Origin of the sequence: Protaetiibacter intestinalis, assembly GCF_003627075.1 — a bacterium.
GTDB classification, from domain to species: Bacteria; Actinomycetota; Actinomycetes; order Actinomycetales; family Microbacteriaceae; genus Homoserinibacter; species Homoserinibacter intestinalis.
On sequence record NZ_CP032630.1, the window covers coordinates 407446 to 432780 of the forward strand.

Genomic DNA, 25335 nt, shown 5'->3' on the forward strand with positions numbered 1-25335 from the left:
TTGCGAACATGGCCGCAGATCACAGAGGGGTGACGTATGCGGCCGAGATGCCGCCGTCGACGAGGAAGGTGGATGCGGTGACGAAGCTCGCGTCGTCGCTCGCGAGGAAGGCGACGGCCGCCGCGAGCTCCTCCGGCTCGGCGAAGCGACCGACCGGCACGTGCACGAGTCGACGGGCCGCGCGCTCCGGGTCCTTCGCGAACAGCTCCTTCAGCAGCGGCGTGTTGACGGGCCCCGGGCACAGCGCGTTCACGCGGATACCCTGCCGCGCGAACTGCACGCCCAGCTCGCGGGTCATCGCGAGCACCCCGCCCTTGGATGCCGTGTAGGAGATCTGCGAGGTCGCCGACCCCAGCACCGCCACGAAGGAGGCCGTGTTGATGATCGACCCGCGGCCGGCCGGCACCATGTGGCGCAGCGCCGCCCGCGAGCACAGGTACACGCTCGTCAGGTTGACGAGCTGCACGCGGTCCCAGGCGTCGAGCTCGGTCGTCTCGATCGAGTCGTCGTCGGCGGGCGAGATGCCCGCGTTGTTGAACGCGATGTCGACCGAGCCGAGTTCGGATGCCGCGGTGTCGAAGAGGTTGTCGACCTGCTCCCTGTCGGCGACGTTGACCGGCACGAAGAGGCCGCCCACCTCATCGGCGGCCGCCCGGCCGGTGGCGGGGTCGAGGTCGCCGATGACGACTCTCGCGCCCTCGGCCGCGAAGCGCCGGGCGGTGGCGAGGCCGATGCCGCTCGCGCCGCCCGTGATGACGGCGACGCGGCCGGCGAGGCGCTGGGTGAGGTCGATGGTCATGAGGTGCTCCCGGTGTAGAAGAAGACGTTCTTGGTCTCGGTGAAGGCGAGTGCGGCATCCGGACCCAGCTCGCGGCCGAGGCCGGAGGCCTTCATGCCGCCGAAGGGGGTCGTGTAGCGCACGGAGGAGTGCGAGTTGACGCTGATCGTGCCCGACTCGACGCCGCGGGCGACGCGGATGCCGCGACCGAGGTCGTTCGTCCAGATCGAGCCGGAGAGGCCGTAGATGGAGGAGTTGGCGAGCGCGATCGCGTCGGCCTCGTCGTCGAAGGGCAGCACCGTGACGACGGGCCCGAACACCTCGTCGGTCGCGAGGCGGTCTCCGCGGTTCGCGAGCACGACGGTCGGCGCGAACCAGAAGCCGGGGCCGTCGGGGGCGCTGCCGCGGAAGGCGATGTCGACCGTGTCGTCGAAGAAGGAGGCGACCGCGTCGCGGTGCGCGGCCGAGACGAGCGGGCCCATCTCGGTGTCCGCATCCCCCGGCGCGCCCACCCGGAACGCCTTCACGGCGGGCTCGAGCAGTTCGAGGAAGCGGTCGAGCACGCGGCGTTCGATGAGCAGCCGGCTGCGGGCGCAGCAGTCCTGGCCGGCGTTGTCGAACACCGAGCCCGGCGCGGTCGCCGCGGCGCGCTCGAGGTCGGCATCCGCGAAGACGATGTTGGCGCTCTTGCCGCCGAGCTCGAGGGTCGAGGGCTTGAGTCGCTCGGCGCAGCCCGCGGCGACCCGCGCACCCACCTCGGTCGAGCCCGTGAAGACGACCTTGCCGACGTGCGGATGCGTGACGAAGCGCTCCCCCACGACCGAGCCGCGGCCCGGCAGCACCTGGAACAGATGCTCCGGCAGCCCGGATTCGAGGGCCAGCTCGCCGAGGCGGATGGCGGTGAGCGGGGTCCAGTCGGCCGGCTTCAGCAGCACGGCGTTGCCCGCGGCGAGCGCCGGGGCGAAACCCCACGACGCGATCGTCATGGGGAAGTTCCACGGCACGATGACCCCGACGACCCCGATCGGCTCGTGGAAGGTCACGTCGAGCCCGCCCGCGACGGGGATCTGTTGCCCGATGAGGCGTTCGGGGGCGCCCGCGTAGTAGTTCAGGACGTCGCGCACGTGACCCGCCTCCCAGCGGGCCGAGGAGATCGGATGTCCTGAGTTGCGCACCTCGAGCTGGGCGAGCTCCTCGACGTGGGCGTTCACGACCTCGGCGAAGCGGCGCAGCGCCTGCGCGCGGTCGGCCGGCGCGAGCGCGGCCCAGCCGCGCTGGGCGAGCCGGGCGCGCTCGACGGCCGCGTCCACCTCCTCGAGGCTCGTGTGCTCGACCTCGCCGATGACCTGCTCGGTCGCCGGGTCGATGAGGGTGGTGGAGCTCATACCGCCCCCTTCCCCGCGCGGTAGGCGCGCGCCGCATCCACGAGTCCCGCGAAGAGGCGGGCGTCCTCCGCGGCATCCTCCTCCGGATGCCACTGCACGGCGACGCCGAACGGGTGGTCCGGCAACTCGACCGCCTGCACGGTGCCGTCGTCGCTGCGGGCCGTCACGACGAGGCCGTCGCCCAGCTCGTCGACCGCCTGGTGGTGGTAGCTCTTCACGCCGATCGCCTCGTCGGCGACCAGCTCGGCGAGCCTCGTGCCGCCCGCGATGCCCACCTCGTTGACCGTGAACACGCCCCCGCCCGCGTTGTAGCGGGTCGAGCCCACGACATCCGGCAGGTGCTGGATGAGGCTGCCGCCGCGCGCGACGTTGAGCACCTGCAGCCCCCGGCAGATGCCGAGGAACGGCAGCTCGCGCTCGATCGCCGCCGTGAGCAGCGCGTCCTCCCAGGCGTCGCGGTCGGGGCGCGGCTCGTCGGTGGTCGGATGCGGCTCCTGGCCGTAGCGGGCCGGGTCGACGTCCTTGCCGCCCGTGATGATGAGCCCGTCGAGGGCGCCGAGCACCTCGGCGGCGATCTCGTCGTCGACCGGCTGCGGCGGCAGCAGCACGGGGATGCCGCCCGCCCGGTAGACGGCCTCGAAGTACACTTTCGGCAGGAAGGACGCCTGCACGTCCCACACCCCCTGCTGCGCCTGCTCGAGGTAGGTCGTGAGACCGATCAGCGGCTTAGAAGCGTTCAAAGTTGCGGACTCTCTCCCAGTCGGTGACCGCGGACTCGAACGCGGCGAGCTCCACGCGGGCGTTGTTGAGGTAGTGGTCGACGACCTCGTCGCCGAATGCCTCGCGGGCCACGGCGGATGCCGAGAACAGCTCGGCCGCCTCGCGCAGCGTCGACGGCACCCGCGGCGCGTCGGAGGCGTAGGCGTTGCCGGTGAGCAGGGGTTCGAGCTCGAGCTCGTTCTCGATGCCGTGCAGGCCCCCCGCGATGATCGCGGCGACCGCGAGGTAGGGGTTCACATCCCCGCCCGGCACCCGGTTCTCGACCCGCAGCGACGGCCCGTGGCCGACGACGCGCAGCGCGCAGGTGCGGTTGTCGACGCCCCAGGCGACCGCGGTGGGGGCGAAGCTGCCCTCCGCGTAGCGCTTGTAGGAGTTGATGTTGGGGGCCGAGAACAGCGTCAGCTCGCGCATCGTCGCGAGGATGCCGGCGATCCAGTGCTCCATGAGCGTCGAGAAGCCGTGCTCGCGATCCCCCGCCATGACGGGTGTGCCATCCGCATCCCGCACCGAGAGGTGGATGTGGCAGGAGTTGCCCTCGCGCTCGTTGAACTTGGCCATGAAGGTGAGCGACTTGCCGTGGGCATCGGCGATCTCCTTGGCACCGTTCTTGTAGATGGTGTGGTTGTCGCAGGTGGCGAGCGCCTCCGTGTAGCGGAAGGCGATCTCCTGCTGGCCGAGGTTGCACTCGCCCTTCACGCCCTCGCAGTACATCCCCGCGCCCTCCATGCCGAGGCGGATGTCGCGCAGGAGTGGCTCCATGCGGGTGGAGGCGAGCAGGGCGTAGTCGATGTTGTAGTCGGATGCCGGGGTGAGCTCGCGGTACCCCTTCGCCCAGGCCTCGCGGTAGGAGTCGTCGAAGACGATGAACTCGAGCTCGGTGCCGACGAAGGCGGTGAGGCCGCGCGCGGCGAGCCGGTCGAGCTGGGCCTGCAGCACGGCGCGCGGGCTCTGCACGATGGGGGTGCCGTCGAGGTTCTGCAGCGCGGCCATCACGAGGGCGGTGCCGGGCAGCCACGGGATGAGGCGCAGCGTCTCGAAGTCGGGCTTCAGCACCATGTCGCCGTAGCCGGTCTGCCAGCTGGAGAGGCGGTAGCCGTCGACGGTGTTCATCTCGACGTCGACCGCGATGAGGTAGTTGCAGGCCTCGGCCCCGTGCGCCGCGACCTCGTCGAGGAAGAGCCGCGACGACACCCGTTTGCCGACGAGGCGCCCCTGCATGTCGGGGAACGCGACGATGACGGTGTCGATCTCCCCCGTCGCGATGAGCCCCTCCAGCTCGCCGAGCTCGAGGTTTCCGGAGCGAACCGCCATGACTCTCCCCTCGCCGGATCGGCCCTCGATCCGACCATTACACCCTAGGCGGCTCCGAGCATCCCTCGGGCCGCGTCACGAGATGTTTACACCCAAAGGTAGACATCAGGTACCAATGAGCGCCATCCTTTCCCCCAAGCGTGGACGCCGGAGTCCTGGCGCGTCCATACCCCCACTGCGGAAGGACCCTCATGGCAGAGCAGAAGAAGGTAGGCGGCGTCACCTACACGAGCGCCGGATCCGAGTACTTCGAGAAGAGGAAGCTGAAGCGCGCCGCCGGCGTGTGGGGCCTCTGGGGTCTCGCCGTCGCCGCCGTCATCTCCGGCGACTTCTCGGGCTGGAACTTCGGCATCGGCTTCGCCGGCTTCGGCGGCATGCTCATCGCCTTCGCGATCCTCGTGGCGATGTACTACGGCCTCATCTTCTCCATCGGCGAGATGTCATCCGCCATGCCGCACACCGGCGGCGCCTACTCCTTCTCACGCTCGGCGATGGGTCCGTGGGGCGGTCTCGTGACGGGGCTCGCCGAGACGATCGAGTACGTCGCCACCACCGCCGTCATCGTCTTCTTCTCGGCGCAGTACCTGAACGGGGTCACCGCGATCCTGTTCAACTTCGACCTGTCGGCGAGCATGTGGATCTGGTGGATCGTGCTCTACCTCATCTTCATCGCGCTCAACGCCGCCGGCGCCAACATCTCCTTCAAGTTCGCGATCGTCGTGTCGATCATCTCGATCGGCATCATCCTGCTGTTCTCGGCGATGGCGCTGTTCTCGGGGGCGTTCAACTGGGACTCGCTCTGGAACATCGAGCCGGATGAGGGCCAGAGCACCTTCCTGCCGCACGGCCCGCTGCCGATCCTGTTCGCGCTGCCGTTCGCCATGTGGTTCTTCCTCGGCATCGAGGAGCTGCCGCTCGCCGCCGAGGAGTCGCACAACCCGGTCAAGGACATCCCCCGGGCGGGCCTCTGGGCACGCGGAACGCTCATCGTCACGGGTCTGCTCGTGCTGTTCCTCAACACGGGCGTGCTCGGCGCGGAGGCGACCGGCCCGCACCTCGAACCGCTGCTCGGCGGCTTCAAGGCGATCGTGGGCGAGACCTGGGCCGCCGTGCTCGGACTCTTCGCGCTCATCGGTCTGCTCGCCTCGCTGCAGGGCATCATGTTCGCCTACGGGCGCAACATGTACTCCCTCTCGCGCGCCGGCTACTACCCGAAGTTCTTCTCGCTCACCGGCAAGCGGCAGACCCCGTGGGTCGCGCTCGTCGTGGGCGCCGTGCTCGGCTTCATCGCCCTCGTCGTGATGGACTTCGCGGGCGGCTCCGGGGGCGTCGCCGGCACGATCGTGCTCAACATCGCCGTGTGGGGTGCGGTGCTCGCCTACCTACTGCAGATGATCTCGTTCATCATCCTGCGGCGCCGCTACCCGGACGCGAACCGCCCCTACCGCAGCCCGTGGGGCATCCCCGGTGCCGCGGTCGCGGCCGTCATCGCCGCGCTCATCTTCGTGGGCTTCCTGCTGAACCCCTCGTACCAGCCGGCCATCGTGGCGATCGCGATCGTCTACATCCTCATCCTGCTCGGCTTCGCCGTGTGGGGCCGCAAGCAGCTCGTGCTCTCGCCCGAGGAGGAGTACGCCCTGTCGGGCGGCCTGCACGGCGACCCGCAGAAGGAGGGCTACGACGCCATGGAGGGCGAGGTCTTCACCGGCGACCAGAACTGACGCCGCATCCGGGGGGGTTGTCGCAACTCAGGAGGAACCCGCCGACACCGCCTCGCGCGGCCTCTCGGCGACGTTCCTCCTGAGTTGCGATACCGGCCAGGTTCGCAACTCAGGAACGAACGCGCGTGGCGCGCCGCGAGCAGCGTGTGCGGCCGTTCCTCCTGAGTTGCGATACCGGCGGACGCGCTGGGGCTCAGCGGATGTTGTGGTTGCGGGCCAGCAGGTTGTCGGGGTCGAAGGCGTGCTTGACCGCGCGGAGACGCTCGAGGGTGGCCGGCGGGTAGAGCAGCGGCAGCAGCTCCGGGTCGCCCGACTCGGCGAAGTTGCCGTAGGTGCTGGTGATGCGCGCGCGCACCGCCGCCCAGCTCGCCTCGGCGGCCGCGACGAGTTCGGGCGCGGCATCCGGCGGCAGGAACACCACGCGGAACAGCATCGCCTCGCGGTCGCGCACCGCGAACGCGGTGGCATCGGAGGACACCCGCGCGAACGCTCCGCCCAGGTAGCGGATGGAGGCGACGGTGGGTGCGGGGAAGCCGCCGACCGCCGCCGCGTAGTCGGCGATCACCTCGTCGTCGAGGTCGGCGAAACCGTGACCGCCGACCATGAGCACGGGCGGTGGGGTCATCGCCTCGTCGACGAGGTCGAGGTAGGGGCGCCGCGCGATGTCGGAGCCCGTGACCCCCGGCAGCGCGAGCAGCGGCGCGATCGCGGCGAGACCGGTGGCCTCGTCCTCGCCCGCGTAGCAGACGACCAGCTGGGCGGTGGGGGCGGCATCCGGCCCCATCGCGGGCAGCGCGAGGAAGGTGGCGCTCAACTCGTCGGGGGCCTGCCGCATGACGTCGCGCCAGCCGGCGAGCAGGCCCGGCAAGTCGTCGAGGGCGAACAGGATGCGTCCACCGACGACCGCGGGCAGCGCCGTCGGCCGGAAGGTGAAGTGGGTGGCAACGCCGAAGTTGCCGCCTCCCCCGCGCAGCGCCCAGAACAGCTCCGGCTCGCGCTCGGCGGATGCCGTGAGCTGCCGCCCGTCGACCGTCACGAGCTCGACCGACTCGAGGACGTCGATCGTGAGCCCCACGGCGCGCACGAGCCACCCCATGCCGCCGCCGAGGGCAAGACCGCCGACCCCCACGTCGCGGGTGTCGCCCGAGGTGATGACGAGCCCGTGCGGGGCGAGTGCCTCGGCGACCTCGCCCCAGGTGGCGGCCGTGCCGACACGCACCGTGCCGTCGGACAGCAGCTCGATCGAGTCGAAGGCGGCGAGGTCGATCACGAGACCACCCGGGTTGGGGAACGCCTGCGCCGCGTGGCCGCCCGACCGCACCGAGACGGTCAGGCCGTGCTCGCGCGCGAGGCGCAGCGCATCCGCCACCTGCTCAGGCGTCGCCGGCCGCACGATGGCGGCGGGGTCGCCGACGCCAAAGTAGGCGGGGCGCAACGCTTCGTAGGCGTCGTCGCCGGGCAGCAGCACCTCGGCGTCGGTGGCGTCGCGCAGTGTCGTGAGCTCGGTCATGTGATGGTCCTCCCGGGGATGTGGACACGCTACACACCGGCGGCGACATCGCGCCCGGGCGGTGAACGTCAGAACACGGTGGGGAGGAAGCCGACGACGCGCGGGTCGGGCTCGCGGGCGTGCTCGACCTCGGGGATGAGGCGCCAGCGGTCGAAGGCCGTGCAGGGATGCGAGACGCCGAGCAGCACGACCTCGCCCACCGCGAGCTCGGCACCCGCGGGCAGCTCGACGCGCGCGTGCTGGTCGTTGAGCGCCGTGACGCGCGCCCCGGGCACCGGGCGTCCGGATGCGGTCTGAAGCACGACCGGCAGGTCGAGGTCGCTCGGCACGTCGCGCTTGCCGGCGTCGAGCAGCGCAAGCCCCGGCTCCGGCCGTGAGACGACGCGGGCGAACACGGTGAGCGCGGGCTCGAACGGCAGCGCCGCGGTCCGCGTGTAGAACACGTCGTCGTGCGCCTGGAACGCGCCCGACCGCAGGATCACGTGCGCCCGACCGCCGAGCGACCCGAGCTCCTCGGCGACGAGGTCGAACCACGTCGAACCGCCCGCCGTGACGATCGGCTCCGGGATGTCGTGCGCGTCCAGCAGTGCGCCGGCGAACCCCGCGAGCGCGGCGAGGTACCCCCGCACCCGGTCGGTCGTCGCGGGCGAGCGGTCGGCGCCGTAGCTGCCCTCGTAGCCGGTCGCGCCGCGCAGCCGCAGTCGCGGCTCGGCGGCCACCGCATCCGCCACCGCGAGCGCGGCCCCCACGCCGCGCGCACCCGTGCGCCCGCCCGTGTCGCCGAGCTCCACGAGCACGTCGATCGGCCGCTCCCCCGCGGTCGCGGCGAGCGCGGCCACCGACTCGGGCGAGTCGACCCAGCAGACGAGCTCGGCATCCGGATGCGCGTCGAGCTCGGCCGCGAGCCACGTGGCGCCGACCGGGTCGACCACCTCGTTGGCGAGCAGGATGCGATCGACGCCCGCCGCGCGCGCCACCTGCGCCTGCCACGGCGTCGCGACGGTGACACCCCAGCATCCGGCGTCGAGCAGCCGCCGCCAGAGCTCCGGCGCCATCGTCGTCTTGCCGTGCGGCGCGAGCCCGAGGCCGCGCTCGGCCGCCCACGCGGTGAGCGTCGCGACGTTGGCGTCGGATGCGGCGCGGTCGAACACGAGCAGCGGCGTCGCGAACTCGTCCACCGGACGCCGCTCGGCCGCGACCTCCGACGCCCTCCTGCCCCACAGCGCCGGCGGCACCGACTTGTGACCGACCCCCAGCACGGGGTCGAGGTCGAGATCGCTCATGCACCCATCGTCGCAGCCGCTGCGTCTCACGTCACCGGCCCCTCGACGCGGACGTCACCCGCTGCGATACTCACCGCATGACGCTCGCCCCCGAAGCGCCGGCGCGCACCGCCGAGGACTCCCCCGCCGCCCCGACGCGCTCCCGTCGGATCGTGTGGCTCGCCGTGGTGCTCGTCGTCGTGCTCGCCCTCTCGCTCGTCGGCTGGCGGGTCGCCGCGGCATCCGCGACGGACGGCGTGACCATCGGGTACGACACCGACCCCGTGCGGTGCGACGGCACCGAGGTCGGCGCACGGCTCGACCCGGAGACCGCCATCACGCGGCCGGTCGTCGTGCTCGACGAGGGGATGGACTGCGTGCTGCGCTTCGTCGTCGCCAACGACGGCTGGGCCGAACTGCAGCTCGCGAAGGTCTCGCTCGCGGGGTTCGCCACGGACAACGTGTACGGGCTGAGCGCGACGCTGCTGAACCCGGGTGTGGACGGGGGCGACGACGTCGAGGGAGCACGCGACTTCACGCTGCCCGACGGATCCCTCCTCCTGCCGCCCGGCTCGACCTCCGTCGTCGAGGTCGGCATCCGCTACGCCGGGGACGCCGCCATGAGCAGATGCTCCGCGGTCGGGATGAGCATCCCCACCGTCCGGGTGACCTCGGGCTGGGGTGCGGATGCGACGGTCACCATGCCGCGCTGGCAGCTCGTGTGGTTCCAGCAGGGCAGCCTCGAGGACTGCGCCCGGAACGACTGAAGCCCCGTCTCTCGCGAGGCGGGGCTTCGGTGGTACACCCCCCGGGACTTGAACCCGGAACCCACTGATTAAGAGTCAGTTGCTCTGCCAATTGAGCTAGAGGTGCGCAGCCCACGAGGGGCCGAAGGACAACGATAGCATGACCGGAGCATGACTTCATCCGCGTCGAACCTCGCCCCCTCCGCCGCCCCGATCCGGCTCGAGGAGGGCGCGCCGGCCCCCGACTTCACCCTCGTCGACCAGCACGGCGAACCGTTCACCCTCTCGCAGCTGCGCGGCGGCAAGGTCATCCTCTACTTCTACGGCGAGGCCGGAACGCCCGCCTGCACGGGCCAGGCGTGCGACTTCCGCGACCGGCTCGACGCCTTCACGGCCGAGGGCTACCAGGTGGTCGGGGTGTCCCGGGATGAGGTGCCCGCGATCGCGAAGATGGCGCGCGAGGAGCACCTGCCGTTCCCGCTGCTCGCCGACCCCGACCGCCACGTGCACGGGCTCTACGGCACCTTCGGCGAGAAGCAGCTCTACGGCCGCACCGTGCAGGGCGTCATCCGGGCCACCTTCGTGATCGACGAGGCGGGCGTCATCGAGCGCGCCTTCTACAACATCAAGGCCACCGGCCACGTCGCCATGCTGCGCAAGCGCCTCGGCCTCACCGCCTGACGCGGGGCGGATGCGGCACGCGCCTCAGTCGCGCGCGGCGCGGCTCTGCGTGGCCTTGACGACGGAGGGCGCGAAGAGGATCGCGAAGGTGACGACCGAGACCGCGACGATCGGCCAACCCCACGCCGGCTGAGCGAAGCTGCCCTGCAGGGCACCCAGTCCGATCGCGAACTGCAACACCTGCCAGACGATCGCCGACGCGCGCACCCAGGCCTGCCCGCGCAGCAGCCCGACGATCGTCGCCGCCATCCAGGCGACCGCGATGACGACGAGCACGGTGAGCGCAAGGGCGGTCGCGAGGGAGTCCGGCTCGAGTGTCACGAGGTCGAACAGCAGCACGGCGGCGACCACCGAGACGGCCGCCAACTCGAGCACGAGAAGTGCCGACAAGGCCCAGAACAGGGGCGGACGGGCCGGGTTTCTCACAGGGATATCCCATTCGCAGACTATTGATAAGGCGTAACAAGTATGAAACAGTGTTGACGGTTGATGTGACGCTCACAACGCGGTGAGTGCGTCCGGATCGACACACCCCCCACACATTCGGACCCTCTTCAGCCGTGCGCGGAATCCGCTAACCCGGTTCCGTTCAGCGTCAACAGCAACACGAATGGAGCACCGCAAGATGGACTGGCGCGACAAGGCCGCCTGCCTCACCGTCGACCCCGAACTGTTCTTCCCCGTCGGGAACACCGGTCCGGCCGTCGACCAGATCGAGAAGGCGAAGACCGTCTGCGGTCGCTGCACCGTCTCCGAGCAGTGCCTGCAGTACGCCCTCGAGACCAACCAGGACTCGGGCGTGTGGGGTGGCCTCTCCGAGGACGAGCGCCGCGCCCTGAAGCGCCGCGCCGCCCGCGCGCGCCGCGCCAGCTGAACTCACCCACCGGCCGGGCGCCCTACCCGCCGTCCGGGTAGTCCGCCATCCGCGTGACGAACTCGTCACGGTCCGCCTCGCTCAGCACCTCCGGCACGAGGAACCCGATCCGCAGACCCTCGATCGGCTCGTCGCTGCCTGCGACCTGCGCCTCGCGCGCGGCGCGGAAGCTGCCGTCGTCGTCGAGCGTCAGGTCGGTGATGTTGGCGTAGAACCGCATCGGCCCCGGGTAGTCCTCGCTGTACCACTCCCACTCGGGCTGCGTGCGGATGTCGTCGCTGCCGTACAGCCGCTCCAGCATGCCCGGGTCGAAACCGGATGCCGGGTCGTTGAACGAGTAGAGCGGCGCGAAGCCGTGCTGCTCGAGCACCTCGCCGATGGTGGCCATCGCGTCGAGCTTGAGGGAGATGTCGGAGATCGGCTCCGCGGTGCCCCAGCGCTCCGAGGTCCACTCCACGAGCATCGACTCGCCGCCGAAGCCGTTGCGCTCCGCGCGCGTCGACGGGCCGCGCCCCGCGACCCAGGTGAAGCCGTACTCCTCGCTCAGCCGCTCGCGGATGTCGGCCAGCACCTCCTCGGCGGTCGCCTGCGCCTGCTCGAGCGAGGTGCGCGCGAGGATCTCGTCGGTGTACTGGCCCTTGATGCCCGGGTAGCCGGCCCAGTAGTCGTCCTCGGGGCTCGTGAGCGTCACCGACGGCGGTCGGGTGACGGCGCTCGCCGCCCCGATCGTGCCCACGTTGACGAGCAGCGCGAGCGCGAGCGCCGCCGAGCCGAGCGCGCGACCGCGCGTGTCGACGAGCGAGGCGACCACCACGATGAGCACCGCCAACTGCAGCGCGAGCACGAACATGCCGTAGATGGCATCCGTCGCCCCCGCCGCCCACATGATGAGCAGTACGAGCGCGAAGACGATGGCGGATGCGAGCGCCGCGATGCTGAGCCGGCTCGGCCGGACGCGCGGCACGGGGGGCGCCGCGACCGGCGCCGCGCTCGCCTGCACGCGCTTGGCCGCGCGGTACCCGCCGGGCGGCGGGGGCGGCGGCGCGCCCGCGTCTGCGCCGAGGTAGTTCTCGCGGTCCCGCGACGAGGTCACCATGGCCGGTCCGTCCACTCGTCCCCGTCGCCGCCCTCGTTCTGGTCGTCGCGGTCCTCGGCGCCCTGGTCGAGCTGGTCCTGGAGCTCGTCGAGCTGGTCCTGGTCGGGGGTCGGCGCCGGCTCCTCCTCGTCGTCGCGACCGCGCAGCTTGTCGCTCAGGTCCTCGCGCTGATCGCTCAGCTCCTCCGACTGGCAGTCGGCGGGGGCCTCCTGCACCACGATGAGCGCCTCCTGCCAGGCCTGCGTCGCGGTGACCGCATCCCCCCGCTGCTCGGCCGCATCGCCGATCCGTTCCCACACGATCGAGAGGTTCACGCGCACGGGGCACTCCTCCATGCCGGTCGCGAGCGCGAGCGCCTCCTCGAAGGCGAGCCGGGCCGCGTCGAGCTCGCCGGCATCCGCGAGCCCGACACCGCGGTTGAAGGGGGCCTTGTAGGGCTCGAAGTAGTTGAACGGTTCCTGCCCGCGCGCGGCGGACACGGTGCCCGGGTAGTCGCCCGCCGCGTAGCTCGAGATCGCCTGGTTCGCGAAGGCGTACATGCTGAGCAGCTTGCCGCACACGAGCAGCGCGACGATCACGAGCGGCGCGGATGCGATGAGCGCGATGCGCCGGGCGAGGCGGCGGCGCCGGTTGGCGCGCAGCAGGGGGTCGGTCATCGGGCCGCCTCCCCTCGGGGCGCCCGCGTGTGCACGCGGCCGGTCCGGGTCGCGAGCTGCACGCCGCGGGCGAGCTCCACGAGCAGCAGCGCCGCGATCACGAACGCGACGAGCCAGCTGAGCTCGATGACGTTCTCGATCTCGCCGTCCTCGGCCACGACATCCGTCGGCGGTTCGGGCACCTCGAGCGCGCTGCCCGCCGAGCGCTCCTGGTAGTCCACGCCGAGTTCGTCGGCGATCTCCTGGAGGGTCGCCGGGTCGATCTTCGACAGCGCGCGCTCACCCTGGTACTCGATGTAGTCGCCCGGCCCGTCGACGCCCGCCGAGGTGGAGCGCATCGGACCGCCCTCGGCGGTGCCGTAGCCGAGCACCGCTCCGCCCGAGACGAGGTCCGCGCTGTCGGCGAAGCTCTCGCGGGGCGAGAACGCGGTCTGCTCGCCGTCGCCCAGGTAGAACACCATCCGGGCCCGGTCGGGCGACACCGCCTCCGCGCTCTCGAGCGTCTCGCGCAGCGTGTCCGCGGCGACACCCACCGAGCTGCCGCGCGACTGCGCGGTGGGCTCGGGCCGCAGCACCGAGAGCGAGGAGGTGAGGGCCGTCGTATCGCTCGTGAGCGGCACGCGCACCTCGGCCTCCGCGCCGAAGGTGATGAGCGCGAACCGGGCCCCCGGATAACGCCGCACGAGCTCCTCGACGTCGCCGCGCACCCCGTCGAGACGCGGCAGATCGCCGTCCCAGTCCTCGGCGACGATGCTCGCGGTCGCGTCGACGACGAGCACGACGTCGAGCTCGCTCGCGAGGGTCGGCGAGGAGCCGCCCGGCACCGTCGGGCGCAGCAGCAGCACCCCGCAGGCCAGCACGAGCGCGATGCGGCCGACCCACAGCATCCGCTCGCGACGACCGCGATCGCGCACCGCCCACAGCACGATCACGAGCGCGAGCGCGGTGACCGCCACGATCACGGGCCAGGGGCCGGGGTCGTCGACGCGCACGATGCGGGGCTCGCCCTTCAGCAGGGTCGCGTCCTCCGCCTGCACCTGGGCGACGATCTGGTCGACCGTCGTCGCCCCGCGCAGCGCGAACGAGGTGCCACCGGTGCCCTCGACGGCCTCGCGCAGCGCGGCCGCCTCCGCGGTCTGCTCGTCGGCCGGGTCGATCGCGAACACCCGCACGCCGAGCGAGCCGGCATAGCCCGCGGCCTTGTCGACCGTGATCGTCTCGGCGCCGTTGACCTCGTTGTCGGTCGCCAGGATGATCGAGCGCGCGCGGTCGTCGTCCGGGTGGTCGAAGCCGAGCGCGCAGGCGGCGAGACCGTCGCCGACGAGCGAGCCGCCGTTGCCGTTGAGGGTGCCCACCCAGTGCTCGGGCACCTCGTCCACGTAGTCGAAGCTCGTGCGCACCCGCTCCAGGTTGTCGCGCACGAAGGCGTAGTCGTCGGTGAGGGGGAAGATGCGCACGGGCGAGCTGTTGAAGATCGTGAGCCCCACCCGCTCGCCCTGGAAGTCGTCGGCGAGCTCGGCGAACAGCTCGAGCACCTCCACGTCGACGTCGCTCATGGAGCCCGAGACGTCGAGGCAGAGCATGATGTCGCGGCTGTGCGACTCGGGCTCGACGACGCTCTCCCGCATCGGCCGCGCGGCGACGACGGCGGCCGCCCCGAGCGCCACGGCCGTGAGGGCCAGCACCCCCGCGAGCACCACGAGGCGCCGTGCGACGACCCGCCGCACGCTCGGCAGGGCACGCACCCGCTCGGCCCGCGCGATCTGGAACCCCCAGGAGGCGCGGCGGGCGCGCCAGCCGAGCACGACGCCCAGCACGACGGCCGCGACGGCGAACGCCGCGACCAGCCCGAGCATCCATGCCTGATCTAGCGCCACGACCGCACCACCTGCCGGGCCGCCTCGAGCCCGAGCGCCGGGTCGACCGGCGGCTGGCGCCGGAACAGGCTCGGGTACGAGAAGCGGCTGAGGGCGTCGACGAGCGAGGGATGCACCCCCGCCTCGACGAGGTCGTGGAGCGTCAGCACGGGCGCCTCGAGGCCGCTGTACTCGTTGACGAAGCCGCGCATGAGGCGGCTGAGCTCGCCGTGCGCGCGCCGCGCGTCGATCTCTCCCGCGGCGAACCGCGCCCCCACCTCGTCGATCGCGGTCAGGTACTCGCCGCGCAGCTGCGCGATCACGGTGGGCTGCTCGCCCTGCGGATGCGGCGGCAGCCGCCGCGGACGGGTCAGCCGTGCGACGAGGAACCCGGCCACGACGAGCGCGAGCAGGATCGCGAACACGAGCAGCAGCCATCCGCCCCCGTACTGGACGGGCGGGTAGAGCGGGTCATCGGTGGGCATGCGCCCTCCCGTGCAGCATCCGCAGCAGGGCGGTCACCGCCGTGTCGCGGCCGTCGAGCTCGACGTGGCTGATGCCGAGCCGGTCGAGCACCGCGCGGCGGGCCGCGTCGTCGGCGGCGCGCTGCTCGGTGAGCTCGGCCACGACCTCCGCCGAGCCGTGCAGGAACTCGGGCACCGCCCAGCCGCTCGCGGCGTCGCGCCGACCGACCCGCGGACGGCTCGCGAGCACCGGGTCGGCGTCGCGCAGCGTCAGCCACACCACGTCGTGCTGGGCGCGCAGCCGCCGCAGCTCGCGCTCGGCGCGCGCGGAGACGGGTGCCTCATCCGTCACGACGACGAGGATCATGCGCCGGGCGACCCCCTGCGCGACGGCCCGCAGCAGCTCGTCGCGGGTGCTCGCGGCGGGCTCGGCCTCGATCGCGGCGACCATGGCGCGTAGCAGTTGCTCGATGCCGCCCTCCGAGCGCCGCGGGGCGAGCCGCCGGCCACGGCCGTTCGCGAGGTGCATGAGGGAGACGTCGTCGTCGTGCCGCACCGCGAGGGTCGCGAGCGCGCCCACGGCGAGCACCGCGAGCTCCGTCTTGCCGCCCTCGTCGCGGGCGCGGGCGCGCATCGCCGCGCCGGTGTCCACGGCGAACAGCACCGTGTGCCGCCGTTCGGCGTGCGAGCGCTTCACCATCGGCTCGCCCATCCGGGCGGTCGCCTTCCAGTCGATGTCGCGCACCTCGTCGCCGTGCTCGTAGGGGCGCAGGTCGTCGAAGTCGAGGCTGCGGCCCCGCACGAGCGAGGCGTACCCGCCGTCGAGCGGGTGCGCCGACTTGAGGGTCGACGAGATGAAGAGCTTGCTCTTCACCGGCTCGAGGAGGCTGGCCATCGGGTGTCCGCGGAGCTCAGGGGGTCGGCACCGCGCCGAACACGGCGTCGATGATCTCCTCGCTGCGCACGCCCTCCGCCTCCGCCTCGTAGCTGAGCAGCACGCGGTGCCGCAGCACGACGTGGCGCAGGCTCTGCACGTCGTCGGGGATGACGTGGTCGCGGCCCAGCAGCAGCGCGAGGGCGCGCGAGGCGCGCAGGAACGCGATCGAGGCGCGCGGGCTCGCGCCGTACTTGATGAGGCGGGCGCGGTCCTCGCCGATGTAGGCGGCCGGGTTCCGGGTGACGTAGGCGAGGCCGACGATGTAGTTGCGCACCGCGGGCGAGACGTGGATGCCGGCCGCCACCTGCTGCAGCGTGCGCACCTCGTCGAGGGTCGCCACGCGCGAGGCGTGCTGCCCGGGCGCGAGCACCCCGGAGTCGAGGCGGTCGAGCACCTGCAGCTCCTCCTCGGGGCTCGGGTACTGCACGATCTCCTTGAGCAGGAAGCGGTCCATCTGCGCCTCGGGCAGCTCGTAGGTGCCCTCCTGCTCGATCGGGTTCTGGGTGGCGATCACGAGGAACGGGTCGGGCAGCTCGTGCACGACGCCGCCGATCGTGGTCTGCCGCTCCTGCATCGCCTCGAGCATGGCGCTCTGCGCCTTCGCGCTCGAACGGTTGATCTCGTCCAGCAGCACGAAGTTGGCGTGCACGGGGCCGAGCACCGTACGGAAGGTGCCCGTCTGCGCGTCGTAGATCTGGGTGCCGGTGATGTCGCTCGGCAGCAGGTCGGGGGTGCACTGGATGCGCTTGAAGCTCGCGTCGACCGTGTCGGCGAGGGTGCTCGCCGCGGTCGTCTTCGCGAGGCCCGGCACGCTCTCGAGCAGCACGTGCCCGCCCGCGATGAGCGCGACGAGCAGGCTCGTGCGCAGCCGCTCCTGCCCCACGATGCGCGCCGAGTAGGCATCCGTGATGCGGCCGACGATGTCGCCCGCGCGCTCCAGCTCCGCGTGGCTCGGATGCGCATCTCCCATGGGCAGGGTCCTTCCGCGTCGTGACGAGACGCGCACCGGCGCCCGGGCATCCACCCTAACCGCCTCACCCCGTCGTATCCGTCTCGACCCCGTCCAGCCTCCGCGTGATTGTCAAACGCTGTAGCGGTTGGCCAGACGCTGCGGGTGTTTCTGTCGCCGACGGTCGAAACGTATAGCGCGACACGGGCATCGGCCGCGGATGCCACCACCGTCGGAGGAAAGCGCAGACGGATGCGGATGCGGATGCCGGAATGGGCTGAGCGTTCGCGCGTCACTCTTTCGCGCTCGGCACCAGACATCACTGCCGCGCCTGGCCAACCGCTACAGCGTTTGACAGAACAGCACTAGGCGCGGTGCGTGAGGTAGAGAAGGGGGACCTGGATGGTCACCTCGGTCCCCTCGCCCTCGAGCGTGTGCCAGTCGATCGTGCCGCCGAGTTCGCCCTGGATGAGGGTGCGCACGATCTGCGTGCCGAGGCCCGAGCCCACCTTGCCCTCGGGCAGCCCCACGCCGTTGTCGCGCACCCGCACCGAGAGCTGGTCGTTGCGGCGCTTGGCCGAGATGACGACCTCGCCGTCGCGGTCGGCGAGCCCGTGCTCGACGGCGTTGGTGACGAGCTCGGTGAGCGCGAGCGCGAGCGGCGTCGCGTACTCGGACGGCAGCGTGCCGAACTCGCCCGTCTTGGTGGGACGCACGGTCGTGTTGTGGCTGGAGGCGACCTCCGCCACGAGCAGCAGCACCCGGTCGAAGACGTCGTCGAAGTCGACGTTCTGGCTGAGCCCCTCCGAGAGGGTGTCGTGCACGACCGCGATCGCGGTCACGCGCCGCATCGCCTGGGTCAGCGCGTCGCGCGCGACGTCGTTGTGCGTGCGCCGGCTCTGGATGCGCAGCAGCGAGGCGACCGTCTGCAGGTTGTTCTTCACCCGGTGGTGGATCTCGCGGATCGTCGCGTCCTTGGTGATGAGCTCCTGCTCCTGGTGGCGCACCTCGGTCACGTCGCGGATGAGCACGATGGCGCCCACCCGCTCGCCCTGATGCCGCAGCGGGATGGCACGGAGCGTCACGGTCACCCCGCGCGCCTCGATGTCGGTGCGCCACGGCGCGCGACCGGTCACCACGAGCGGCAGCGACTCGTCGACCGTGAGCTTGCCGCTCAGCAGCCCCGTCGCCACCTCGGCGAGCGACTCGCCCTCGAGCTCCGAACCGAAGCCCATCCGGTTGAACGCCGAGAGCGCGTTGGGGCTCGCGAAGGTGACGATGCCGTCGACGTCGAGGCGGATGAGACCGTCGGATGCGCGCGGGGCGCCGCGCCGCGGCAGGGTCGGCGCGCCGAGGTCGGGGAAGTCGCCGTTCGCGATCATGCCGAACAGGTCGTCGGCGCACTGGTTGAAGGTGAGCTCCTGGCGGCTCGGGGTGCGCGCCTCGGAGAGGTTCGAGTGCCGGGTGAGCACCGCGATCGGCATCGTCGTGGTGGCGGCGCCGCTCGGCGACAGGCGCCGCAGCACCGGCACCGCGCGCACCCGGGTGGGCGTCTCCTCGTACCAGTCGGGGGCCGAGGTGTCGACGATGCGCACCTCCTCGAAGGCCTGCGTCACCTGGGCACGCCACTCGGGCTTGATCTCCTGGCCCACGAAGTCGCGGTAGAACAGGGTCGCCGCCGACGACGGGCGCGAGTGGGCGACCGCCACGAAGCTGCCCGAGGAGCTCGGCACCCACAGCACGATGTCGGCGAAGGCGAGGTCGGCGAGCAGCTGGCCGTCGGCGACGAGCAGATGCAGCCACTCGACGTCGGCCTCCGTGGAGCGGCCCTGGGCGAGCATGAGCTCCGAGAGCGTGGACACGCTCCTAGGCTAGCCGTCGTCCGCGCCGCCCCCGCACGCCCGCCGCCGCGGGCGTCGGCACGAGCCGCGTGGCGAGTTCGCGGATGCCGGCGCGCGCCGCGGAGCGCGGGGCGGCATCCGCGATGGCCCGGCCGCTCAGCACGGCCGCGTCGAAGGCGGCCGGATCCCACGGCACGAGCACGGCGTCCTCGATGCCGCCGAAGCGGGCGAGGGTCTGCCGTAGTTGACCGCCCGGGTTCAGACCGATCGCGCTCGCGCGCACCTTGTTGACGACGATCTCGATGCGGTCGGGCTCGACGAGCTCGCCGAGCTCGGCGTGAGACCGCAGGAAGCGGGCGATGCCCACCGGGTCGCCCGCCGCGACCGCGACGACGCGGTCGGCGTGCCGCAGCACCTCGAGGGCGGCGGCGTTGCGGCGGGCGGTCACGACGTCGGCGGCGAGCTCTTCGTCGCGTTCGAGGCTCGCACCGAGGTCGACGACGAGCACGTCGCAGCAGGCGCGGGCGGCCGCGAGCACGCCCGCCACCCGCTCCTCGCCGAGCTCCGGCCAGCGCGAGGGACGGCCGATGCCGGTGAGCACGCGGAACGGGTGCCGGGAGGCCCGGTGCGGTTGCGCGAGGCGTTCGAACTGGGTCTCGTCGAGCCCGCCGATGCCCGCGAGTCGGCAGGCGGCGGCGAAGCCGGGTGCCTCGTCGAGCAGCCCGAGCGCGGGCGCGACGGCGGCGGCGTGGGTGTCGGCGTCGGCGAGCACGACGCGGAGGCCGGCTGCCGCGAACTCCGCCGCGAGCCCGATCGCGATGCTCGTACGGCCGGGGGCTCCGTGCGGTCCCCACACCGCGAGCACGACCCCGGGTCGCCGGGCGGTGGAGATCGGGACGGGGGGCAGGGCGGCGTCATCGGGAGCCGCGGGCGCGGCCGCGACCGCCGGCGCGCCGCCGCCGAGCAGCGCCCAGTCGGCCGGACCGTCGACGGCGTCGATGATGCCGGTCCGCTCCGCGTGGCGGCGGGCCGTCGCGTCGTCGGCGACCACGAGCATCCGCACCCCCAGCAGGTCGGCCGACTCGACGAGCCGCGGGGTCAGATGCTCGGGCGTCGCCGCGACCACCGCGAGCTCGACCGGCACCTGCGCGATCCGCACCGCGAGCTCGTCGCCGCCCGAGCACACCGCGACCACCTCATGGCCGTGGAAGCCGGCGGATGCCGTGAGCCGCCGCTCGTCGTCGAGCGGCAGGGCGAGCGCGACCTTCACCTCAGCCCCCGAGCGGCAGACCGGCGGGCACCACGGCGAGCACGTCGCCGTCGGCCTGCGCCTGCAGGATGCGGGCCACCCGGCTGCGGGGCACGAGCACCTCGACGGCGCCACCCGTGCCGCTCGAGACGAGCCCCGCCTCCTCGACGACGCGCACCACGACGGCATCCGGCACGAGCACGGCGGGGGCGCCGAAGCCGCGACCCTCCTCGTCGGCGGGCGAGGCCCACACGTCGACCGTCGACCCCGGACGCACCGTGGAGCTCACCGGCGCCGCGAGCTCGAGCACGAGCGAGGTCGAGCGCAGCCCCGCCGCGTCGCCCACCGCGGTCTTCGGCAGCAGCTCGCCGTCGCGCACCGGCCGCACCACCACGAGGCCGCCCGCGGGCAGCTCGTCCGTCGTGAGGTACAGCTCGTCGGCGCCGTCGAGCGACACCGCCCGCTCGACGAGGTCGCCGCGATCGATGCGGTCGCCGGGGCTGAGGCTCGAGGCGGCGGCATAGACGGTGGTGCGGTCGTCGACGGCCGTCACGATGCCCACGACCCCCGCCACCGACACCGCCACGAGCGCGAGGCCGATGAGCAGCCGCGGATCGAACGCCCGGCGGCGGCGTGCCGGGTCGGCGCTTCGGCCCACGGGATGCTCCTCTCGCTGCCGCGGATGCGACGGGCACCATCGTGCACCGCGACGTGGAACGCCCGCCGAGGTTATCCACAGGCCGACGGCCCCGCCCGCCCGCCGCATCCCGGACGGTCGCATAATCGGGGGCATGAACCCGGAGCCAGCATCCGGCCTCGGCCGGTTCCTCACCCTCGCCGACGTCGCCGAGATCCTCAACATCTCGGCGGGGCAGGCGTACGCACTCGTGCGCGGCGGCGAGCTGCCGGCCATCAAGATCGGCGCCCACGGCCACTGGCGCATCGAGCGCGAGGTGCTCGAGCGCTACATCGCCGCCAAGTACGAGGAGTCGCGCCGGATGAGCCTCTGGCAGCAGTCCGAGTTCGCCGACCTGCCCGAGCTGTTCGCCGAGGCGCCGCGCATCGACTGACGCGGGTGCGCGCCTCAGATGCGCACGCTGCGGATCGCCGTGAGCGGCACGATCCGGATGCGACGCACGAGCCGCTCGCGGCGCGGGTCGCCCGCCTCGTGCTCGGCGAGGTCGAGGTGGTCGCGACCCACCCGGTCGATCGTGCCGTGGTGGCTGCCGTCCGTGCTCGTGAGCTCGACCGGGGCGCGGCGTCGGCAGAGGTCGCGCAGCACGAAGGCGAGCCCGAGCCGCCCCGCGAGGTCGGATGCCGGCTCGGCGGCGGGGGCGCGGAGCCCGCGCTCGAGCTGGTCGCCCACCGGCAGCACGGCGACGATCGCCGCGAGCGGCACGACGACCGCCCGGCGCAGCTCGCCGCTGCGGAACTCCCCCGCCACCCAGTCGCGGCCCGCCGAGTCGATGCGCAGCTCGAGCTGCTCGCCGCCGTCGAGCGTCACCCGCACCCCGTCGCCGCCGCGCGACATCGCCACGAGGCGGTCCCGCAGCCCGAGCCGCCCGAGCCGCAGCCGCTCCTCCTCGGCGACGAGGTCGAGACGCGACGCGTCGAGCTCCTGCTCGAGCTGACCCTCGATGTCGGCGAACAGCTCATCCCAGCGCACGACGGCGACGCTACCGATCCGGCGGCCCTCGCCCCGCGGGTTATCCACAGGATGACGCGGCATCTCGACACGAGGAAGCGTCATATGCCAAGGTGATCCCGCATCCCCCGTTCGGGGGGAGACAACTCATTCGGGGCGGAGGGTGCGGATGGCAGCGAGCGAGTCGGCCGCGGTCCCCGTCCGGCTCGACGACGACGAGCTCTTCGGCCGCCAACCCGCCGCCACCCGCGAACTGCCCGACCCGCGTCCCCTGCTCGAGAACCTCACCCGCTGCGTCATCGAGATCCTCGCCGGTGCGCGCGAGCTCGAACAGATCGCCCGCTGGGTCGACGACGACGTCTACAAGTCGCTCCTCAAGCGGGCCGTCTACTCGGCTCAGGCCCGCCAGGCCACCGGGCGCCCCGCCCGTCGCCCCGTCTTCACGATCGGCTCCCTCACCCTCTGCGAACCCCGCGACGGCGTCGTCGAGGCGGTCGTCGTGGTGCGCACCCGCGCGCGGGCGCGGGCCGTCGCCATCCGCCTCGAGGGCCTCGACCGGCGCTGGCGCGCCACCGCGATCCACGTGCTGTAGGGGCGCGACGCAGAGGCCTCACCGAGAAAAGGCGCCCCGTCGAGGGGCGCCTTTTCTGGTTTCGATACACCGCCTTCGGCGGCACTCAACCAGCGGGGGGTGGCGCTACCGCCCGTTGCGCTCCTGGGCGCGACGCTGGGCGCGGTTGAGGGGGGCCTGCTGCTCGCCGCCGTCGACGCGCTGCCCGAAGGCACCGCGCTCGCCGCCCTGGGCGGCCGGCTGCTGCGGCGCCGCGGGCGCCTGCCGCGCGGCGAGCTGCTGGGCGCGGGCCGTCGCGGCACGCTCCACCTGGCCGCGCTGGTTGCGCACCTCGACGCCGCCGGAGGCGTCGTCGCTCGGGGCCGAGTAGCTGAGGCCCTGCTGCGCCTGCTGGGAGGTGAGCCCCTTCGCCGCGACCCGCGCCTGCCCGTCGGCACCCGTCACCTCGACCTCGAGGTTGAACAGGAACCCGACCGACTCCTCGCGGATCGCGCCCATCATCGACTGGTACAGCGCGAAGCCCTCGCGCTGATACTCGACGAGCGGGTCGCGCTGCGCCATCGCGCGCAGGCCGATGCCGTCCTTCAGGTAGTCCATCTCGTACAGGTGGTCGCGCCAGCGGCGGTCGATGACCGACAGCACGACGCGCCGCTCGAGCTCGCGGGTGGGGGCGGTGCCCAGCTGGTCCTCGCGGCGCTGGTAGGCGATCCGCGCGTCCGAGAGCACCTCCTCCTTGAGCGACTTCGCCTTGAGGCTGCCCTTCGAACCCGCCTCGGTCAGCACCTCGTCGACGGTGATCGACACCGGGTAGAGCGTCTTCAGCTCGGTCCACAGCGCCTCGAGGTCCCACTCGTCGCTCGAGCTCTCGACGGTGTGCTCGTCGACCACGTCGCTCACGACATCCGTGAGGAACTTCTGCACGCGGTCGTGCAGGTCGTCGCCCTCGAGGATGTGGCGGCGGTCCGAGTAGATCGCCTCGCGCTGACGGTTGAGCACGTCGTCGTACTTGAGCACGTTCTTGCGGATCTCGGCGTTGCGCGACTCGACCTGCGACTGGGCGGAGCGGATGGCGCGGGAGACGGCCTTCGACTCGATCGGCAGGTCGTCGGGGGCGCCGCGCATGAGCATCTCGGCCGCACCCGTGTTGAACAGGCGCATGAGGTCGTCCTGCAGCGAGAGGTAGAAGCGGCTCTCGCCGGGGTCGCCCTGGCGGCCGGAGCGTCCGCGCAGCTGGTTGTCGATGCGACGCGACTCGTGGCGCTCGGTGCCGAGCACGTACAGGCCGCCCGCCTCGCGCACCTTCTCGGCCTCCGTCTCGACGCGCTCCTTGACGGCCGCGAACACGGCATCCCACTCCGCCTCGTACTCGTCGGGGGTGTCGACGGGGCTGAGGCCGCGGTTGTTCATCTCGGCGACGGCGAGGAACTCGGCGTTGCCGCCGAGCATGATGTCGGTTCCACGGCCGGCCATGTTGGTGGCGACGGTCACGGCGCCGAGCTGGCCCGCCTGGGCGATGATCGACGCCTCACGCGCGTGGTTCTTCGCGTTCAGCACCTCGTGCTTGACGCCGCGCTTGGCGAGCAGGCGCGAGAGGTACTCGCTCTTCTCGACGCTCGTGGTGCCGACGAGCACCGGCTGGCCGGTGCGGTGGCGCTCGACGATGTCCTCGACGACCTGGTCGAACTTGACCGTCTCGTTCTTGTAGATGAGGTCGGGCTGGTCCTTGCGCACCATCGGCTTGTTGGTGGGGATGGGCACCACGCCGAGCTTGTAGGTGGACATGAACTCGGCCGCCTCGGTCTCGGCGGTACCGGTCATGCCGGAGAGCTTCGAGTAGAGGCGGAAGTAGTTCTGCAGGGTCACGGTCGCGAGCGTCTGGTTCTCGGCCTTGATCTGCACCCCCTCCTTCGCCTCGATGGCCTGGTGGATGCCCTCGTTGTAGCGCCGGCCCACGAGGATGCGGCCGGTGTGCTCGTCGACGATGAGCACCTCGCCGTTCATGACGACGTAGTCCTTGTCGCGCTTGAACAGGGCGCGCGCCTTGATGGAGTTGTTGAGGAAGGAGATGAGCGGGGTGTTGGCCGACTCGTAGAGGTTGTCGATGCCGAGGTAGTCCTCGACCTTCTCGATGCCGGGCTCCAGCACGCCGACGGTGCGCTTCTTCTCGTCGACCTCGTAGTCCTCGCCCTCGACGAGGCGCTTGGCGATGGAGGCGAACTCGCCGAACCAGCGGTTCGCCTCGCCCGAGGAGGGCCCGGAGATGATGAGCGGGGTGCGGGCCTCGTCGATGAGGATCGAGTCGACCTCGTCGACGATGGCGAAGAAGTGGCCGCGCTGCACCATGTCGGAGGCCTGCCACGCCATGTTGTCGCGCAGGTAGTCGAAGCCGAACTCGTTGTTGGTGCCGTAGGTGATGTCGGCCGCGTACTGCTCGCGACGCTCCGCCGGGGTCTGGCCGGAGAGGATGCAGCCGGTCGTCATGCCGAGGGCGCGGAACACGCGGCCCATGAGCTCGGACTGGTAGCTCGCGAGGTAGTCGTTGACGGTGATCACGTGCACGCCGCGGGCGGCGATCGCGTTCAGGTAGGCGGCGGTCGTGGCGACGAGGGTCTTGCCCTCACCGGTCTTCATCTCGGCGATGTTGCCGAGGTGCAGGGCCGCGCCGCCCATGAGCTGCACGTCGAAGTGGCGCATGCCGAGGGTGCGCTTGCCCGCCTCGCGCACGGCGGCGAACGCCTCCGGCAGCAGGTCGTCGAGGGTCTCGCCGTTCGCGTAACGCTCCCGGAACTCGACGGTCTCGTTCCGCAGCTCCTCGTCGCTGAGCTCGGAGAAGGCGTCCTCCAGCTCGTTGATGGCGTCGGCGTACGCCTTCAGCCTGCGGAGGGTGCGGCCCTCGCCCACGCGAAGGACGTTCTCGAGAAGGTTCGCCACGAATGGCCTCCAGTCTGGGTTTCCGGGCGCGCGGAAGCGCCCTTGACCTGTTCAGCCTAGTCGGATGCGGGCTGGGAGGTTCGTGTGGCGAC

General features: G+C 72.0%; 24 protein-coding genes and 1 tRNA gene. 6 read left to right on the forward strand and 19 right to left on the reverse strand.

Annotated features, from left to right (window positions below; translation table 11 throughout):
* Nucleotides 1–19 precede the first annotated feature (19 nt).
* Genes D7I47_RS02000 through D7I47_RS02015 form a run of 4 tightly spaced genes read right to left on the reverse strand, consistent with a single transcriptional unit; the run spans nt 20 to nt 4254 of the window.
* Entirely contained in the window at nt 20–799 is a 780-nt protein-coding gene (locus D7I47_RS02000) for a 3-oxoacyl-ACP reductase (protein ID WP_227000785.1), read from the reverse strand.
* Entirely contained in the window at nt 796–2163 is a 1368-nt protein-coding gene (locus tag D7I47_RS02005) for an aldehyde dehydrogenase family protein (protein ID WP_120761489.1), read from the reverse strand. The genes D7I47_RS02000 and D7I47_RS02005 overlap by 4 nt, the downstream gene beginning before the upstream one ends.
* Nucleotides 2160–2903, reverse strand: a complete 744-nt coding sequence (locus D7I47_RS02010; RefSeq protein ID WP_120761490.1) for a gamma-glutamyl-gamma-aminobutyrate hydrolase family protein — start codon at nt 2901–2903, stop codon at nt 2160–2162. The genes D7I47_RS02005 and D7I47_RS02010 overlap by 4 nt, the downstream gene beginning before the upstream one ends.
* Nucleotides 2890–4254, reverse strand: coding sequence for a glutamine synthetase family protein (locus D7I47_RS02015; protein WP_120761491.1), 1365 nt, complete (start codon nt 4252–4254; stop codon nt 2890–2892). The genes D7I47_RS02010 and D7I47_RS02015 overlap by 14 nt, the downstream gene beginning before the upstream one ends.
* A gap of 191 nt (nt 4255–4445) precedes the next feature.
* Between D7I47_RS02015 and D7I47_RS02020 the strand changes: the two genes are divergently transcribed.
* Complete coding sequence (locus D7I47_RS02020) at nt 4446–5975, forward strand: amino acid permease (protein WP_120761492.1); 1530 nt, start codon at nt 4446–4448, stop codon at nt 5973–5975.
* 193 nt (nt 5976–6168) lie between these two features.
* Here the strand turns inward: D7I47_RS02020 and D7I47_RS02025 are convergent, their stop codons facing one another.
* Both D7I47_RS02025 and D7I47_RS02030 read right to left on the reverse strand, forming a co-directional pair.
* Nucleotides 6169–7485: an FAD-binding oxidoreductase gene (locus tag D7I47_RS02025; RefSeq protein WP_120761493.1), complete on the reverse strand. Its 1317-nt coding sequence runs from the start codon at nt 7483–7485 to the stop codon at nt 6169–6171.
* A gap of 68 nt (nt 7486–7553) precedes the next feature.
* Entirely contained in the window at nt 7554–8768 is a 1215-nt protein-coding gene (locus tag D7I47_RS02030) for an alanine racemase (protein WP_120761494.1), read from the reverse strand.
* A 77-nt stretch (nt 8769–8845) separates the two neighbouring features.
* On the opposite strand from D7I47_RS02030, the gene D7I47_RS02035 reads away from it, so the two are divergent.
* A complete protein-coding gene (locus tag D7I47_RS02035; protein ID WP_120761495.1) occupies nt 8846–9514 on the forward strand; it encodes a hypothetical protein in 669 nt (222 codons plus the stop codon).
* Between the two features lie 30 nt (nt 9515–9544).
* Here D7I47_RS02035 and D7I47_RS02040 read toward each other — a convergent pair.
* Nucleotides 9545–9620: transfer RNA gene (locus D7I47_RS02040), tRNA-Lys, on the reverse strand.
* A 44-nt stretch (nt 9621–9664) separates the two neighbouring features.
* Between D7I47_RS02040 and D7I47_RS02045 the strand changes: the two genes are divergently transcribed.
* Nucleotides 9665–10174 carry a peroxiredoxin gene (locus D7I47_RS02045; RefSeq protein WP_120761496.1) on the forward strand — a complete coding sequence of 170 codons (510 nt, stop codon included), beginning with the start codon at nt 9665–9667 and terminating at the stop codon, nt 10172–10174.
* A gap of 24 nt (nt 10175–10198) precedes the next feature.
* On the opposite strand, the gene D7I47_RS02050 is transcribed toward D7I47_RS02045, so the two are convergent.
* Complete coding sequence (locus D7I47_RS02050) at nt 10199–10600, reverse strand: hypothetical protein (RefSeq protein ID WP_157981576.1); 402 nt, start codon at nt 10598–10600, stop codon at nt 10199–10201.
* 199 nt (nt 10601–10799) lie between these two features.
* Between D7I47_RS02050 and D7I47_RS02055 the strand changes: the two genes are divergently transcribed.
* Complete coding sequence (locus D7I47_RS02055; RefSeq protein WP_120763770.1) at nt 10800–11048, forward strand: WhiB family transcriptional regulator; 249 nt, start codon at nt 10800–10802, stop codon at nt 11046–11048.
* A gap of 22 nt (nt 11049–11070) precedes the next feature.
* Here the strand turns inward: D7I47_RS02055 and D7I47_RS02060 are convergent, their stop codons facing one another.
* The 9 genes from D7I47_RS02060 to D7I47_RS14970 form a co-directional block, all read right to left on the reverse strand.
* Nucleotides 11071–12144 (reverse strand): hypothetical protein, encoded by a 1074-nt coding sequence (locus D7I47_RS02060; RefSeq protein ID WP_120761498.1) that lies wholly within the window; start codon nt 12142–12144, stop codon nt 11071–11073.
* Entirely contained in the window at nt 12138–12800 is a 663-nt protein-coding gene (locus tag D7I47_RS02065; protein ID WP_120761499.1) for a hypothetical protein, read from the reverse strand. The genes D7I47_RS02060 and D7I47_RS02065 overlap by 7 nt, the downstream gene beginning before the upstream one ends.
* A complete protein-coding gene (locus D7I47_RS14965; protein WP_227000787.1) occupies nt 12797–14656 on the reverse strand; it encodes a vWA domain-containing protein in 1860 nt (619 codons plus the stop codon). The genes D7I47_RS02065 and D7I47_RS14965 overlap by 4 nt, the downstream gene beginning before the upstream one ends.
* Nucleotides 14657–14667: 11 nt before the next feature.
* The gene (locus D7I47_RS02080; RefSeq protein WP_120761500.1) at nt 14668–15141 is read right to left on the reverse strand and encodes an SHOCT domain-containing protein; all 474 of its coding nucleotides are present in this window, start codon (nt 15139–15141) and stop codon (nt 14668–14670) included.
* Nucleotides 15128–16015 carry a DUF58 domain-containing protein gene (locus tag D7I47_RS02085; RefSeq protein WP_120761501.1) on the reverse strand — a complete coding sequence of 296 codons (888 nt, stop codon included), beginning with the start codon at nt 16013–16015 and terminating at the stop codon, nt 15128–15130. Before D7I47_RS02085 ends, D7I47_RS02080 begins: the two co-directional genes overlap by 14 nt.
* A gap of 16 nt (nt 16016–16031) precedes the next feature.
* On the reverse strand, nt 16032–17027 hold the full coding sequence (locus D7I47_RS02090) for an AAA family ATPase (RefSeq protein WP_120761502.1): 996 nt from the start codon (nt 17025–17027) through the stop codon (nt 16032–16034).
* Between the two features lie 344 nt (nt 17028–17371).
* Nucleotides 17372–18868: a sensor histidine kinase gene (locus D7I47_RS02095; protein ID WP_120761503.1), complete on the reverse strand. Its 1497-nt coding sequence runs from the start codon at nt 18866–18868 to the stop codon at nt 17372–17374.
* A gap of 4 nt (nt 18869–18872) precedes the next feature.
* Entirely contained in the window at nt 18873–20117 is a 1245-nt protein-coding gene (locus D7I47_RS02100) for an AAA family ATPase (RefSeq protein WP_227000789.1), read from the reverse strand.
* A 1-nt stretch (nt 20118) separates the two neighbouring features.
* The gene (locus tag D7I47_RS14970; RefSeq protein ID WP_227000790.1) at nt 20119–20754 is read right to left on the reverse strand and encodes a CpaB family protein; all 636 of its coding nucleotides are present in this window, start codon (nt 20752–20754) and stop codon (nt 20119–20121) included.
* A 133-nt stretch (nt 20755–20887) separates the two neighbouring features.
* Between D7I47_RS14970 and D7I47_RS02105 the strand changes: the two genes are divergently transcribed.
* Nucleotides 20888–21166, forward strand: coding sequence for a helix-turn-helix domain-containing protein (locus D7I47_RS02105; protein WP_120761505.1), 279 nt, complete (start codon nt 20888–20890; stop codon nt 21164–21166).
* Nucleotides 21167–21180: 14 nt separating this feature from the next.
* Here the strand turns inward: D7I47_RS02105 and D7I47_RS02110 are convergent, their stop codons facing one another.
* Nucleotides 21181–21762 carry a hypothetical protein gene (locus D7I47_RS02110; RefSeq protein ID WP_120761506.1) on the reverse strand — a complete coding sequence of 194 codons (582 nt, stop codon included), beginning with the start codon at nt 21760–21762 and terminating at the stop codon, nt 21181–21183.
* A gap of 148 nt (nt 21763–21910) precedes the next feature.
* On the opposite strand from D7I47_RS02110, the gene D7I47_RS02115 reads away from it, so the two are divergent.
* Complete coding sequence (locus D7I47_RS02115; protein ID WP_227000792.1) at nt 21911–22333, forward strand: Rv3235 family protein; 423 nt, start codon at nt 21911–21913, stop codon at nt 22331–22333.
* Nucleotides 22334–22438: 105 nt separating this feature from the next.
* Here D7I47_RS02115 and secA read toward each other — a convergent pair whose 3' ends face one another.
* Entirely contained in the window at nt 22439–25243 is a 2805-nt protein-coding gene (gene secA, locus D7I47_RS02120) for a preprotein translocase subunit SecA (RefSeq protein WP_120761507.1), read from the reverse strand.
* Nucleotides 25244–25335 lie beyond the last annotated feature (92 nt).

Bases quoted from the DNA above. Each gene is read 5' to 3' on its own strand.
- D7I47_RS02000 (WP_227000785.1), bottom strand. From the start codon at position 799: ATGACCATCGACCTCACCCAGCGCCTCGCCGGCCGCGTCGCCGTCATC.
- D7I47_RS02005 (WP_120761489.1), bottom strand. From the start codon at position 2,163: ATGAGCTCCACCACCCTCATCGACCCGGCGACCGAGCAGGTCATCGGC.
- D7I47_RS02015 (WP_120761491.1), bottom strand. From the start codon at position 4,254: ATGGCGGTTCGCTCCGGAAACCTCGAGCTCGGCGAGCTGGAGGGGCTC.
- D7I47_RS02020 (WP_120761492.1), top strand. From the start codon at position 4,446: ATGGCAGAGCAGAAGAAGGTAGGCGGCGTCACCTACACGAGCGCCGGA.
- D7I47_RS02025 (WP_120761493.1), bottom strand. From the start codon at position 7,485: ATGACCGAGCTCACGACACTGCGCGACGCCACCGACGCCGAGGTGCTG.
- D7I47_RS02030 (WP_120761494.1), bottom strand. From the start codon at position 8,768: ATGAGCGATCTCGACCTCGACCCCGTGCTGGGGGTCGGTCACAAGTCG.
- D7I47_RS02035 (WP_120761495.1), top strand. From the start codon at position 8,846: ATGACGCTCGCCCCCGAAGCGCCGGCGCGCACCGCCGAGGACTCCCCC.
- D7I47_RS02045 (WP_120761496.1), top strand. From the start codon at position 9,665: ATGACTTCATCCGCGTCGAACCTCGCCCCCTCCGCCGCCCCGATCCGG.
- D7I47_RS02055 (WP_120763770.1), top strand. From the start codon at position 10,800: ATGGACTGGCGCGACAAGGCCGCCTGCCTCACCGTCGACCCCGAACTG.
- D7I47_RS02060 (WP_120761498.1), bottom strand. From the start codon at position 12,144: ATGGTGACCTCGTCGCGGGACCGCGAGAACTACCTCGGCGCAGACGCG.
- D7I47_RS02065 (WP_120761499.1), bottom strand. From the start codon at position 12,800: ATGACCGACCCCCTGCTGCGCGCCAACCGGCGCCGCCGCCTCGCCCGG.
- D7I47_RS14965 (WP_227000787.1), bottom strand. From the start codon at position 14,656: ATGCTCGGGCTGGTCGCGGCGTTCGCCGTCGCGGCCGTCGTGCTGGGC.
- D7I47_RS02080 (WP_120761500.1), bottom strand. From the start codon at position 15,141: ATGCCCACCGATGACCCGCTCTACCCGCCCGTCCAGTACGGGGGCGGA.
- D7I47_RS02085 (WP_120761501.1), bottom strand. From the start codon at position 16,015: ATGGCCAGCCTCCTCGAGCCGGTGAAGAGCAAGCTCTTCATCTCGTCG.
- D7I47_RS02090 (WP_120761502.1), bottom strand. From the start codon at position 17,027: ATGGGAGATGCGCATCCGAGCCACGCGGAGCTGGAGCGCGCGGGCGAC.
- D7I47_RS02105 (WP_120761505.1), top strand. From the start codon at position 20,888: ATGAACCCGGAGCCAGCATCCGGCCTCGGCCGGTTCCTCACCCTCGCC.
- D7I47_RS02115 (WP_227000792.1), top strand. From the start codon at position 21,911: ATGGCAGCGAGCGAGTCGGCCGCGGTCCCCGTCCGGCTCGACGACGAC.